The 13,345-nt window shown below is 51.1% G+C and carries 14 protein-coding genes and 1 other annotated feature; of the genes, 12 read left to right on the top strand and 2 right to left on the bottom strand.

All coding sequences use genetic code 11. From position 1 onward, the window contains the following. Positions 1 to 7 precede the first annotated feature (7 nt). From EDM21_RS09045 to obgE, 10 genes are all read left to right on the top strand, one after another. Positions 8 to 1,159, top strand: a complete 1,152-nt coding sequence (locus tag EDM21_RS09045) for an FtsW/RodA/SpoVE family cell cycle protein (protein WP_157334767.1) — start codon at positions 8 to 10, stop codon at positions 1,157 to 1,159. A gap of 135 nt (positions 1,160 to 1,294) precedes the next feature. Next, the gene (locus EDM21_RS09040) at positions 1,295 to 2,212 is read left to right on the top strand and encodes a M23 family metallopeptidase (protein ID WP_157334765.1); all 918 of its coding nucleotides are present in this window, start codon (positions 1,295 to 1,297) and stop codon (positions 2,210 to 2,212) included. Next, the gene (locus EDM21_RS09035; protein ID WP_235918100.1) at positions 2,205 to 3,080 is read left to right on the top strand and encodes a M50 family metallopeptidase; all 876 of its coding nucleotides are present in this window, start codon (positions 2,205 to 2,207) and stop codon (positions 3,078 to 3,080) included. The genes EDM21_RS09040 and EDM21_RS09035 overlap by 8 nt, the downstream gene beginning before the upstream one ends. 141 nt (positions 3,081 to 3,221) lie before the next feature. Then, on the top strand, positions 3,222 to 4,385 hold the full coding sequence (locus tag EDM21_RS09030; RefSeq protein ID WP_157334763.1) for an Rne/Rng family ribonuclease: 1,164 nt from the start codon (positions 3,222 to 3,224) through the stop codon (positions 4,383 to 4,385). Positions 4,386 to 4,627: 242 nt separating this feature from the next. After that, positions 4,628 to 5,785, top strand: coding sequence for an MFS transporter (locus EDM21_RS09025; protein WP_157334761.1), 1,158 nt, complete (start codon positions 4,628 to 4,630; stop codon positions 5,783 to 5,785). Between the two features lie 56 nt (positions 5,786 to 5,841). Continuing rightward, positions 5,842 to 5,937 (top strand) — a sequence feature (ribosomal protein L21 leader region). 13 nt (positions 5,938 to 5,950) lie between these two features. Next, positions 5,951 to 6,262, top strand: a complete 312-nt coding sequence (gene rplU, locus EDM21_RS09020; protein ID WP_068774154.1) for a 50S ribosomal protein L21 — start codon at positions 5,951 to 5,953, stop codon at positions 6,260 to 6,262. Positions 6,263 to 6,274: 12 nt separating this feature from the next. Beyond that, positions 6,275 to 6,622 carry a ribosomal-processing cysteine protease Prp gene (locus tag EDM21_RS09015; RefSeq protein ID WP_157334759.1) on the top strand — a complete coding sequence of 116 codons (348 nt, stop codon included), beginning with the start codon at positions 6,275 to 6,277 and terminating at the stop codon, positions 6,620 to 6,622. Positions 6,623 to 6,627: 5 nt separating this feature from the next. Continuing rightward, entirely contained in the window at positions 6,628 to 6,939 is a 312-nt protein-coding gene (gene rpmA, locus EDM21_RS09010) for a 50S ribosomal protein L27 (RefSeq protein WP_068774156.1), read from the top strand. Positions 6,940 to 7,113: 174 nt separating this feature from the next. Then, positions 7,114 to 7,884 carry a Spo0B domain-containing protein gene (locus EDM21_RS09005; protein ID WP_157334757.1) on the top strand — a complete coding sequence of 257 codons (771 nt, stop codon included), beginning with the start codon at positions 7,114 to 7,116 and terminating at the stop codon, positions 7,882 to 7,884. A 5-nt stretch (positions 7,885 to 7,889) separates the two neighbouring features. Next, a complete protein-coding gene (gene obgE / locus EDM21_RS09000; RefSeq protein ID WP_157334755.1) occupies positions 7,890 to 9,200 on the top strand; it encodes a GTPase ObgE in 1,311 nt (436 codons plus the stop codon). Positions 9,201 to 9,294: 94 nt separating this feature from the next. Here obgE and EDM21_RS08995 read toward each other — a convergent pair whose 3' ends face one another. Together EDM21_RS08995 and EDM21_RS08990 are read right to left on the bottom strand one after the other, a co-directional pair. Beyond that, a complete protein-coding gene (locus EDM21_RS08995) occupies positions 9,295 to 10,665 on the bottom strand; it encodes an aldehyde dehydrogenase (RefSeq protein ID WP_157334753.1) in 1,371 nt (456 codons plus the stop codon). 77 nt (positions 10,666 to 10,742) lie between these two features. Then, positions 10,743 to 11,249 carry an NUDIX domain-containing protein gene (locus tag EDM21_RS08990; protein ID WP_157334751.1) on the bottom strand — a complete coding sequence of 169 codons (507 nt, stop codon included), beginning with the start codon at positions 11,247 to 11,249 and terminating at the stop codon, positions 10,743 to 10,745. 247 nt (positions 11,250 to 11,496) lie between these two features. Between EDM21_RS08990 and EDM21_RS08985 the strand changes: the two genes are divergently transcribed. Together EDM21_RS08985 and EDM21_RS08980 are read left to right on the top strand one after the other, a co-directional pair. Next, complete coding sequence (locus EDM21_RS08985) at positions 11,497 to 11,967, top strand: ACT domain-containing protein (protein WP_166541906.1); 471 nt, start codon at positions 11,497 to 11,499, stop codon at positions 11,965 to 11,967. 49 nt (positions 11,968 to 12,016) lie between these two features. Next, positions 12,017 to 13,303, top strand: coding sequence for a homoserine dehydrogenase (locus EDM21_RS08980; RefSeq protein WP_157334749.1), 1,287 nt, complete (start codon positions 12,017 to 12,019; stop codon positions 13,301 to 13,303). Positions 13,304 to 13,345 lie beyond the last annotated feature (42 nt).

Raw genomic sequence — 13,345 nt, 5'->3', positions numbered from 1 at the left:
TCGCCCCATGCTTGCAAAATTAAAAAAGTTGGACTACACCATCATTCTTATTTTGCTGGTTTTTATGGTTATAAGTTCTCTACTTGTACACAGCGCTGATGTAAGTGATCCTTTGATCAATATTCCTCTGAACAAACAGATTATCATCTATGTGATGGCCTTAATTGCTTTGGTGGCCAGCAGTTTTTTTGATTACCGGATTCTGGTCCGGTTTTCCCTTTACCCGTATTTGATTACGATAGTGCTGCTTATCTATGTGTGGAGAAAAAAAGAAGAGATTAACGGTTCCAGCGGCTGGATTAAAATCACAGAGGACTTTTCCTTTCAACCTGCGGAATTGATGAAGCTGGTCCTGATCATTGCTCTTGCAGCCTGGCTGCACAAGAAGCAGGGGGAGGATCTCCTGTTAATAAGAGACGTTATACCGATGGGTCTCATTACCTTACTTCCTTTCGGCCTTGTATTTGTACAACCGGATTTAGGAAATGCTGTTATATTATTCGGTATTCTTATCGGGATGTATTGGATCGGGAATATGAAATACTCCCACGCGCTTTTCGCGCTTGTCGTCATCGGAGGCGCCTTTATTGTTGGGATTTATTTTTATTCTATGTACCCTTGGTTGTTTAAGCATTATCTTGGCGAATATGTAGGCTTCAAAGAACATTGGTTTAGCCGAGTAGATACTTTTCTATTCCCCGAAAGAGCTTCCTATAATGAACGTTATCAGGTAGAGAATTCACTCCGGGCGATCGGCTCGGGAGGACTTGGCGGAGAAGGATACCTGAGTGGAAGCTCGATTCATTCCAATTTTATCCCTTATGCGTATTCGGATGCGATTTTCGTAGTGGTTGGCGAAGAGTTTGGCTTCCGCGGCGCAGCTGTCATGCTCATGCTGTACTTCTTCCTGATCTACCGCATGATTCTGATCGCTATCCAAAGCAGGAACAGAAGCGGATCTTATATCATTGTCGGTGTCGTAGCGATGTACGTTTTCCAGATCTTCGAGAATGTCGGAATGCTGATCGGTTTGATGCCGCTGACAGGCATTACGCTTCCGTTCGTCAGTTACGGGGGAACATCCCTGCTAATTAATATGCTTTGTATCGGGATGGTCTTGAGCGTTAAGATATACGATGAAGAAGGAATTAAAGAGTAGACGAAACGAGTCCGCCAGGGCTCGTTTTTTTTGCGTTCTTTTTCTATTCGAGAACAAAGTGTTCTCTTCTCATAATCTATACTAGCCGCTCATATGCTGTAGTAAACAAGCCCCGCCTCACAGGAGGTCAAGCCATTGGACAATAAGGATAAGGTTCGCCAGCGGAGATTAGACAAGATTAGGAAATTACAGGAATCTACGGCCAATCAAGAAAGGTTGACCAACAAGCCGGTAGAATTGCCGTCGGCTTACACAGATTTACAGCCTGCAAGCCCGAATTCGGTCAGACATGAATCTGCTTATGATCCGAGGTGGGATGATCCCGAATTCGTGTGGAAGCAGAAAATGGAAAGGGAGCTTCGCCAACCGGTTGTCTATCCTCCTCAGTATACCGGTTCGGGGTCCAGACCGCCTCATAATGAGGATGACCGTATGCGTGTACCGTTTGGCGTCCGTTTTCTGCGGCAGCTAATGGCTAGTGCGGCTTTGTTCGGATTGGTGTGGGGGATGTTTCAGCTTCAGCATCCTCTCTTGGAACGCGGTAAAGGATTGGTCACGGCCGCTTTGACGGAACCGATGGATTTTCAGAGGCTATCCGCCTGGTACAGTGAAATGTTCGACGGAGCGCCATCATTTATCCCTGCCTTTCATTCGGAGGATGATAATCCTGCTATAAAAGCGAGTAGCAGCAAAAGGTCGCTTTTTGCTCCTGTACAAGGAACAATAAAGCTTCCTTACTCAGACCAGCACCAAGCTTTGGTGGTCACAGCGGACCCGGGCACCCCGGTTAATGCACTGGATGCGGGACAGATTATTTTTGCCGGCTCCCGAGAGGACACCGGTTATACAGTCATCATCCGGCATCCGGGGGGACTGCAGTCGGAATACGGGCAGATCGAGCAGTCCCGTGTAGAAGTAAACGACTGGATCAAGGGAGGGGAAACCATCGGTCAAGTATCACGGGATGCGAAGAGCGGCAAGGGATTTCTTTACTTCGCCATCCAGAAGAATAACGGGTATGTGAACCCGGCAGATGTGATCTCCATTGAGTAAGTGGCTGCAGGTGCGTTTCCGCTTTCACCCGCTCTTTACGATCGTGATGCTGCTATCGCTTGCAACGGGACACTTCCTGGAATCGGCCACTTTGTTTGGTATTGTGTTCCTGCATGAGCTTGGCCATTATGGGGCTGCCGCCGCTTTTGGCTGGCGTGTCCGGGAAATAAGGCTGCTGCCTTTCGGCGGGGTCTTAATAGTCGATGAACTGGCTTCGGTCCCCTCCCGTGAGGAAATGATCGTGGCGCTGGCTGGTCCTTTACAGCATATCTGGTTAATCGCCTTGGGACTGCTTTGTCAATCACTCGCCGTAGGAGACCCTGAATGGTGGCAATATTTTATAGAAGTGAATGTGATGATCGGACTCTTTAACCTGCTGCCGATTCTTCCGCTTGATGGCGGCAAACTGCTGCAGGGCGTAATAGGGGAATGGATCCCTTATCAGAGGACAATCGTTTATGCAGCCTGGACGAGCATGGTGCTGAGTCTGCTGGTTACGGTCTGGGCGGTGTGGCCATCCGGGTCGGGTCACATTGAAATGAACTTACTTATGATCGGCTTGTTTCTTTTCTACCAGAACTGGGTTCACCGTAAGCAGTTGCCTTATCATTTTCTAAGGTTTTTGATGAATCGGGAGAAGGTATCCGAGCGGCTTGCCTTCATGGGAACTCATGCCAGACCGATTGTCGTATCCGGGCAGCGGGGCATTGGTGAAGTGGTAAAGCTTTTTATGCGGGAAAAGTACCACCTGATCTATATAGTAGGAAAACAGGGGCGTATTCAAGGCACTCTTCCTGAACAGAAGCTCGTCGATTCCTATTTGCTGGATAAAAACCGTTCCAGTACGGTTTCAGATCTTCTGACTTAACGAAACAGGCCAGTCCCGTACCGGATTTTTCCGAAATAATCCTGCTTTGAATGACCATGTTCCACCGCTAATTTACCGCTTTAACCCAGTAAAGTGCGAAACTCACCTCCTTCATGTACAATAATGATGGGGTGAAACATCATGAAACAATTGATTGTGAGCTGCGAATCGTCAACGATTCAAGCTGCGCTGCTCGAAGGACGCAAACTCGTAGAATACGACGCTCAGCACCCGATCGACACACAGCGTGCCGGGAGTATTTACCTGGGCCGGGTCGTTAACGTGCTGCCTGGAATGCAGGCCGCATTTGTGGATATCGGATTAACGAAGAATGCTTTTCTCTACATAGATGATGTACTGCCGGTTCATATACAGAAACAGCCCAAGACCAAGCCGCCAATCGGAGATCTTCTGACACCGGGTCAAAAGGTGCTCGTTCAGGTCGTTAAAGATCCGGAAGGCAGCAAAGGCGCCCGGATCACGACCCATTTCTCCATTCCGGGCCGCTGGCTGGTCTACATGCCGGGGGCCGGGTACACGGCCGTCTCGCGCAAAATCGAAGCGGACGAAGAGAAGGCCCGGCTGAAAGCCGCGGCCGACAGCCTGCGCAGCGGCGAAGAAGGGCTCATTCTTCGCACCGTCTCCGAAGGGCGCAGCGAAGAAGAGCTGCGCCGGGACCTGCTCGATCTGCGCGAAATCTGGGCGCTGGTCGAGCAGAGGGCCGCTTCCGCCGCAGCGCCGTCGTGCGTCTACCAGGATCTCGAGCTGCTGCCGCGTCTGGCGCGCGATGTCATCACCGATGATGTGCTCGAGATCCGGGTGAACGATGCGGCCGTCTGCGACGGGCTCCGCGGGCTGCTGAAGCAGCGCAGCCCCGAGCTTGCGGCGCGCGTCCAGCTGGACGACGGCGCCGAGCCGCTGTTCGAGCGCTTCGGCATTACCGAAGAGCTCGCGCGTTCTATGCGCCGCAAGGTTTGGCTGCCGAGCGGCGGGTATCTCGTCATCGATCCGACGGAGGCGCTGACGGTGATCGATGTGAACACGGGGCGGTATACAGGGACCTCGTCCCTGGAGCAGACCGTGTTCCGCACGAACCTGGAAGCAGCCGCTGAGATTCCGCGGCTGCTCAGGCTCCGCAATCTGCGCGGCATTATCATTGTCGATTTCATCGACATGGAGCTGCCTTCGCACCGTGAGCGGGTGCTGGAAACGATGACGGAAGCGGTCAAGAAGGACCGCTCCAAGACCGTTCTGCTTGGCTGGACCAAGCTGGGCCTTCTGGAAATCACGCGCAAGCGCAAATAGCTCGTCCGAAGCACAAGTGGGGCAGCAGCAAGCTTTCGCGCTTGCCGCTGTTTTTGACAGATTGTTTGCTGCATTCATCTGATTCTATAATAGACAGTTGGACAAGAAAACTCTGCCTGCGGGAAGGGTTTTTTTGCGGTCTGTGTTTGGGTGAAATAGGGCAGACTGATACAGCCTATCTGAAAAAATGTCATTCTCAGAAGAAGAGAAGAACGATGACATAAGGAAAGAAGAGAGAATGAATGAATCGTAAACTAATCATCCTGCTCGGGATGATCTTGGCTGCCGGGATCAGTCAAGGCATGATCCTGCCGCTGCTTTCCCTGCTGCTCGAACAGCAGGGTGTATCGGCTCTGGCAAACAACATGCAGGCCGCTGTTTTATATATCGGGGCCATTTCGGTCGTTTTTGCAGGAGAACGCCTTATCGGCAAATACGGCTACAAGCCGCTGATCGTTGCAGGTTTTATTATGGTCGCAGGAAGTACGCTTACGTTCACGCTGGGGTACATGCCGGTGCTGTGGCTGCTGCTTCGGTTTTTGATCGGAGCGGGAGACAGCTTAATTCACTATTCTACCCAAACCTGGATGACTGCGATCAGTCCGCCCGACAAGCGGGGGCGTTATTTGTCCTGGTACGGTTTAATGTACGGAGCGGGCTTTGCGATCGGTCCTTTGTTTATTAACCTTCTCGAATGGGGTCAGTGGGTTCCGTTTGCGGTCACCGGTGTGCTGCTTGCTCTAATCGGCTCCACGCTTATTTTTGTGGCTAACGAGAGACCTCCGGTCCGGGACCGCAAAGGTGCGCATGCCGTGAAGTATCCGGCTGTTTACATGATGATTTGGCTCCCGCTTCTGGGTCCTATGCTGTATGGTATGATGGAAGCCGCGCTCAATGTGAGCTTTCCGATTTATGCGGCGGACAAAGGCATTTCTGTCGGTTGGATTTCCATTATTCTGCCGTGCTTTGTGGCCGGGAGTCTGTTGTTTAATGTGCCGATCGGTATGTTGAGTGATAAAATCGGCCCCAAAAATATTATGATGGTCTGCTCCATCCTAGGCGGGTTTACTTTTATCGCGATCCCGTATTTTGCCGTCAATGAAATATCGCTGCTGATTTTTATCGCTTGCGCGGGAATTTTTGTCGGATCGTTCTTCTCGCTGGGCTTGGCCTATATTGCGGGGGTCTTGCCGCTGACTCTGCTGCCTGCGGGCAACGTACTGGCTTCGCTTCATTTTGACGGCGGCAGTCTGGCCGGACCGGCTCTGAGCGGCCTGTTGATGGAATTCGTATCGGGGGACGCTTTGTTCCTTCTGTTAGGCGGGAGTCTGCTGCTGTTTGCAGTGGCGAGCTTCTTCTACCGGCGGCCCGGGCAAAATGATCTTGGAACAAATAAATAATAACCGTTGCAATTGGATATGCCTTTTGCTATAATATTTTGAGTGCGTTGCTTAGGCATGCGCTGTAACCGCACGGATCGGGTTTTACTAAGCACGCGCAGAGGTTCTGCCGCTGCCGCGTCACCTGGATATTGGCGAGTCTGAGACATGAGGAGGTGCAACGAAATGTACGCAATTATTGAAACAGGCGGCAAGCAATACAAAGTACAACAAGGCGATGTTCTTTACATCGAGAAGTTGGAAGCTGGTGCTGGCGATGTGGTTAAATTTGACCGTGTTCTGGCTGTTTCCGGCGACAAAGGTCTCGTTCTGGGATCCCCAGTCGTGGAAGGTGCTACAGTTTCTGGTAAAGTTGAGAAACAAGGCAAAGGACGCAAAATCATCGTTTACAAGTACAAAGCGAAGAAGAACTACCGTCGTAAGCAAGGTCATCGTCAACCGTATACGAAAGTCGTAATCGAGAATATCGAAGCTTAAGAGGCCGACAAGATGATCCACGTTACGATTTGTAGACGGTCTCAAGAAGACCAAGCCATTGAAGCTTACCAAGTCGAAGGACATGCGGAATTCGACGTTCCCGGCAAAGACCTCGTCTGCGCCGCGGTATCGGCCATTACGGTCGGGACGGTCAACTCGGTGGAGTCGTTAACTGGTGTTGTTGCAGGGACGGAGATGGAGAAGGGCTGGCTTGATGTTATCCTGCCTCTTGATCTTAAGCCCGAATCAATGGCACAGGTGCAGCTGATTCTGGAATCGATGATCGTGATGCTTCAGACTATCGCAGTTAATTACAGTGAATATATAGCCATTCATACAACCTATAATGAAGGAGGTTGACATCTATGTTGAATTTGGATCTTCAGCTGTTCGCATCCAAGAAGGGTGTAGGTTCCACAAAGAACGGTCGTGACAGTATCGCAAAACGCCTTGGCGTTAAGCGTGCAGACGGTCAAACAGTTACTGCAGGCAGCATTCTCGTACGCCAACGCGGAACGAAAATTCACCCAGGTAACAATGTCGGCATCGGTTCCGATGACACATTGTTTGCTAAAGTGGAAGGCGTTGTGAAGTTCGAGCGTTGGGGACGTGATCGTAAGAAAGTTAGCGTATACCCACACGAAGTTGCTCCTGTAGCAGCTACTGTAGAAGCGTAAGAATAGATTCATGCATGAACAGCCCTGGCGACGTAATGTTTGCTGGGGCTTTCTTGCTTTTATCGGGCTCTTCAGATACATATGCGACTGTTTAGTCCGCTGCGCCGGATGAGTTTTGCAGCCGGAGATGGTATAATGTGCTAACGGAATGTTAGAAACGGAGCGTATGCGTAAATGAAGAACGGTACGTGGATGCTGGCGGGTCTAGGCCTGCTTGGATTGACAGTGCTGGCTGTTGTGCCGATGGGGGCCCTATACCGGCTTGCTCTGGCGGTAATGATAGCGGTATGCGGGATGGCGGTATGGACTTTACAGAAGCGCATGGCGGAGCTCGCAGCAGAGGAGAAGCGTCAACAGGAGAATCTGCTTGCCCAGCAAAAGATGCTTCATATGATTAATCATCTCCGTCACGATTGGATGAATGATATTCAGGTGTTGCTTGGGTACATCCAGTTGAAGAAATACGATCATCTCCACGCTGTCATGTCCAATATCATGGGGAAACTGCAGGATGAGAGTCACTTGGCCAAGCTGGGTGACCCGGCCCTGATCGTGTTCTTGCTCTCATGCAGGACAGGCGCCAAGCATATGCAGCTCGAAGTCGAACTTGAGAAGGAAGTGAATCTCAGGCAGCTCAACCTTAATAGTGAGGCTGTCTGCAGACTCATTCCCGAATTAATTGAAGGTTTCAAACAAGCTTCCGCAGGGGAAAATGAAGAAGGCAGTGTTCTGAATATGCAGATTGTTTCTGAAGAGGATTCACTGCTGCTCGATTTTGTTTATCAGGGAGTTTACGCCCGCCAAGAACTTCAAGCAGCACTGGAGCATGTTGTCCGCTCCGGAGCAGGCAGGTCGGTCAGCGCGGTTGTGGAACAGAGTGACTATCAGGAACAGGAGGCGGCCTTCGCCCTGCGGCTGCCTTACCAGACATCAGTTGAGGTGTGATGCACATGTTTGTAGATAAAGCGAAAATTTATGTCAAAGGCGGCGACGGCGGCGACGGATTGGTTGCGTTCAGGCGTGAGAAGTATGTACCTGAAGGCGGTCCCGGCGGCGGTGACGGCGGAGATGGCGGCGACGTTATTTTCCGGGTCGATGAAGGTCTCCGTACCCTCGTTGATTTCCGTTATCAGAAGCACTTTAAAGCCAAACGCGGCGAAAAAGGCCGCAATAAATGCCAGCATGGCGCTAATGCGGACGACATGGTTGTCCGTGTGCCTCCAGGCACGCTTGTAGTTAATGACGATACACAAGAAATCATAGCGGATTTGACCCGTCACGGACAGGAAGTTGTCGTAGCCAAAGGCGGCCGCGGCGGCCGTGGCAACATGCGCTTCGCTACAGCGAAGAACACAGCTCCTGAAATCGCCGAGAACGGCGAAGAAGGACAAGAACGCTGGGTTGTTCTCGAGCTGAAAGTGATGGCGGATGTTGGTCTGGTGGGCTTCCCGAGCGTGGGTAAATCGACCCTGCTGTCTGTCGTATCCGCTGCTACGCCTAAGATCGGAGCGTATCATTTCACAACGATTACTCCGAATCTGGGTGTAGTTGATCTGGGTGAAGGCCGGAACTTCGTGATGGCCGATTTACCCGGTTTGATCGAAGGCGCCAGCCAAGGCATAGGTCTCGGACACGAGTTTCTGCGCCACGTCGAGCGGACGCGCATTATCGTGCACGTGGTAGATATGGCGGGAATCGAAGGCCGTGATCCATATGACGACTGGATGAAAATCAATGAAGAAATTAAACTCTATAATGCGAAGCTGGAAGATCGTCCACAAGTTATCGTTGCTAACAAAATGGATATCCCGGAAGCGGAGGAGAATTTGGCAGCATTCCGCGACAAGCTTGCTAAAGACGGTAAGACGGTCGAAATCTTCCCGCTGTCCGCTGTGACGCGAGAGGGTATTAAGCCTCTTCTGTACCGCGTTGCGGATATGCTCGATGCTATTCCGGACGCTCCGCTTATTGAGGAAGTCGAGCAGGTCGAAGAGCGCAAGGTGTATCGTCTGGAGAAGAAGAAGTCGGAGTTCGAGAACGACTTTGTAATCCGGCGTGAGAATGACGTTTTTGTCGTAGAGAGTCCAAGTATCGAGAAATTGATGAAGCGGACGAATTTTACGACCGAAGAAAGCGTGATGCGTTTTGCACGTATTCTCCGGAATATGGGGATCGACAAGGCGCTCCGTGACAAGGGCGCTGTTGACGGCCAGACGATCCGGTTGAACGATTATGAATTTGAGTTTGTCGAAAAATCTTAAAATACAAGAAGATCCCCTGTCCCAGGAGTAAGCGGACAGAGGATCTTTTTTTTGCTTGCGAGCATATCGGGGTGGCCGTAAATGCCCTTAGGGGCTATTTATATACGCTTCTGAGCCGTTTTAAAGCGTTCTTTGCATTGGGATAACGGAAGGGAAGGTCGAAGCGGCTCGTTTGTTTCAGCACGCTTTTACGGTGAGAGAAAGCATCGAAGCTCCCTTTGCCGTGGTATCCGCCCATTCCGCTTTCACCCACACCGCCGAAAGGCAGATAAGGGCTCGCAATATGCATAATCGTGTCGTTGATGCAGCCCCCGCCGAATGAAACGGAATCAATGACACGCCGCTGCACATTCTTCGATTCGGAGAACACATACAGGGCCAGCGGCTTGGGCCGCGCATTGATCTCCCGGATGGCTTCGCCCAGATCCCCGTATGAAAGGATGGGCAGAATGGGGCCGAAGATTTCCTCCTGCATGACAGGTTCGTCCCAATTTACGGCGTCCAGGAAGGCAGGCGCGATCCGGTGGGCGCTCTCGTCCGTTTGTCCGCCATAGATAAGGTGCCCGGACTTCATAAGCCCCAGGAGACGGTTGAAGTGCTTCTCGTTAATGATCTTCGCATAGCCGCTGTCCGCTGCCAGCGGGTCTTTGAAAAAGTCGGCAACGAACACTTTCATTTGCTCGACCAGCTGTTCCTTTACACTTTCGTGTACATATAAGTAGTCCGGCGCGATACAGGTCTGGCCTGCGTTGAGGAACTTGCCCCAGACGATTCGTTTGGCCGCATGCTTCAGATTCGCATCCTCATGAACGATACAAGGGCTTTTGCCGCCGAGTTCAAGAGTAACGGGAGTCAGATGCTTAGCGGCGGCTTCCATCACCATGCGCCCGACATTCACACTGCCGGTAAAGAAGATTTTATCAAAATCAACGGCAAGCAGTTCGTTGCTAGTCTCGACTCCGCCCTCTACGACAGCAATATAGTGGTCGTCGAAAGTCGCCGACAATAGGCGGGCAAGAAGCGCGGAAGTATGCGGCGCCAGCTCGGAAGGTTTCAAGATGGCGCAGTTTCCTGCTGATATCGCTCCGATCAGCGGTGCCAGTGCCAGCTGAAACGGATAGTTCCACGGTGCAATAATAAGTGTGACGCCATAAGGCTCGGCATAAATACGGCTTTTGGAACCGAAGTGCGTAATCGGTGTGCGGACACGCTGGGGTTTGCTCCAGCGGCGGAGATTTTTGCTGACATGATTAATTTCTTCTAATAGAATCCCGATTTCGGTTGCATAAGCTTCAAAATCGGATTTGCCCAAATCTTGCCTCAGCGCCTCAATAATAGAGTCTTCGCTGCGCTTGATCATGTCTTTCAGCTTACTGAGCTGATCCAGGCGGTATTGAAGCGGCTTGGTGGCGCCCGTTTCGAAGAAGAGACGCTGTCTGCCATGGAGAGTTGAAACGCTTAACAAATGAATCCCTTCCTTTCAGGAATAACAGGCATGGCATAGATGTATTCGCTTCTATATAAGATACGTCTGTAAAAGGACTAGACAAGATTGGGATCAAGCAGCGGAGTCCAGCTTACTGAGGGGTCTCCGTTCTTGTCCCTTGTTGAAGTTCCGACCCAGGGGTGAGGGGTATCCCCATGAACTAAATAATGGTCGAGCGCAAAATGGAAAATAAAAGGGAGTTTGCGGTTCATGATTTCATGGCGCGGAATCCAATGAAGATCTCCTTCGGTCGTCGTAATCCGCGGATTCCTATCGGTCTGTCCGATATAAATAAACTGCTGCCGGATCTCTTGCTCTTTTAACCGCATCAGAATGTACTGTAAGCGCAAACCGGATATCTCATGCTCCGCAATACCGGTTTCTTCTTCGATTTCCCGCAGGCACGCTGCACGGGGCAGGGCCATTTCGCAGGCCTCCAGATGTCCGCCCACCGCAGCCCACATACCCGGGGAGAGCGTGCGGTTCATGGATCTTTTCATCATAAGCAGGTCCCCGTGGGAATTGAAAAGCAGCGCGGCCGATATCAATCTCAGAGTAATCATCTTCGCGTACGCCTCCCTTGCTGAATTTAGCTTACCATACGGTTGAAAAGGTGCGCAAACGGCTGGGTGGAGCCGATATGCGCCATGCTGTTCCATGAAAATCCATTCTCGCGCCCAACGCATTATGAATATCTTTCACAACTTGTTACCCGGTACGGGTGATTTTCCTATTGCCGAATTTTGACGACTTGAAGTATAATGTCCTCTATAGAAGAACAAACGTCTTTCTGGAAAGGACGGACTTTCTGTGGAGCCTAAACAGACATATATTAGCGAGTCCGGCTTTTATCTCGTCAACGAGCAGATTTTACCGGAAGGCATTCTCAAAACCGTACAGGCTAAAGAATTGCTGGCCCGGGGAGAAGTAAGGACCATTCACGAAGCGGTCGAACAAGTAGGGCTGAGCCGGAGTGCTTTCTATAAGTACAAAGATGGCGTCTTTCCTCTTAATAAGCTCGATAAGGAACGGATTGTGACGATCTCGATGGATTTGGAACACCGTTCAGGCATTTTGTCGAAAGTACTCGGTCTGATTGCGGGGCAGGAAGGCAACGTGCTGACGATCAATCAGAGTATTCCGCTTCAGGGTATGGCTAACGTAGTGATCTCAGTCGAGACTTCGCTAATGGGCGATAAAGCCAAAGAACTGCTTACACTGATTGAATCGCAGGACGGGGTCAAAAGAGCCGCTGTTATCGGGCAAGGAAGTTCAATGTAACCAACGGAATGTTAAAAAATCAGACGGCATACAGGAGGCAGGATACAGGATGAAACCGATTAAAATAGGATTATTAGGACTAGGAACGGTAGGTACGGGTGTAGTTAGAATTGTCGAAGGGCACAGCGAGGATTTGGAAAGACAGACAGGCTCTTCGATTATCGTAGAAAAAGTACTGGTTCAGGATGTCAGCAAGCTGCGTGCCGTACCGATTGACCCGGATAAAATGACGGATCAGCCGGATGATATCATCCGCAATCCGGAGATTGACGTTGTCGTCGAAGTGATGGGCGGCGTGGAGCAGACGAAGGGTTATATTCTGGAAGCCCTGGAGCAGGGCAAGCATGTTGTGACGGCCAATAAGGATCTGATGGCTCTGCATGGCCCGGAAATTCTGGCGAAAGCGGCTGAAAAAGGCTGCGATGTATTCTATGAAGCAAGCGTGGCCGGCGGAATCCCGATTATCCGTACGCTGATCGAAGGCTTCTCCTCCGACCGGATTACGAAGATCATGGGGATTGTGAACGGAACGACGAATTATATTCTGAGCAAAATGAGCCAAGAAGGCGCGGCTTATGCGGATGTACTCAAAGAAGCGCAAGGACTCGGCTACGCAGAATCGGACCCTACGTCCGATGTGGAAGGACTGGATGCGGCGCGCAAGATGACCATCTTGTCGACGCTGGGCTTCCATTCGGAAGTTGCGCTTGCCGATGTCAAGGTACGCGGCATTTCCAAAGTGAGCAAGGAAGATATCCAATACGGCAAAAAACTCGGTTACGAGGTTAAGCTGCTGGGAATAGCAGAGCGGAGCGACGATCTAATCTCCGTATCCGTCGAGCCCACTATGGTCAAAACCTCCCATCCGCTTGCTTCTGTCAACGGCGTGTTTAATGCGGTTTATGTATACGGGGAAGCTGTCGGCGAGACGATGTTCTACGGACCTGGCGCAGGCGAGATGCCTACGGCCACTTCCATCGTAGCGGATCTGGTTGCGGTTGTGCGCAACATGAACCTGGGCGTGAACGGGCAGCGCGGTTCCGCGCCGTACCGGGTGAAGAAACTGGCGGCAGCCGAGCAGATTTCTTCGAAATATTTTGTTCTGCTCCATGTGGAGGATAAGGCGGGCGTTCTGGCGCAGATCACCCAAATTTTCGCCAAGCATGAGGTGAGTCTGGAGTCGGTCTTCCAGCATCCCAATGAGACGAATCCTAAAGCGGAAATCATCATTATCACGCATGATGCCAATCAGGCCAGGATGAACGACGTACTCGCTGAATTCGACCGCCTAGATGTTATCCAGACCATCAAAAGCGTCTACCGGGTAGAAGGCTGACAGGAACCGGATCATGGAGATCCTGCTACTTGCTGCGGGACT

The sequence above is a fragment of the Paenibacillus lutrae genome, assembly GCF_009757775.1.
Classification (GTDB): domain Bacteria; phylum Bacillota; class Bacilli; order Paenibacillales; family NBRC-103111; genus Paenibacillus_F; species Paenibacillus_F lutrae.
This window is presented reverse-complemented; position numbering and strand designations above follow the sequence as displayed.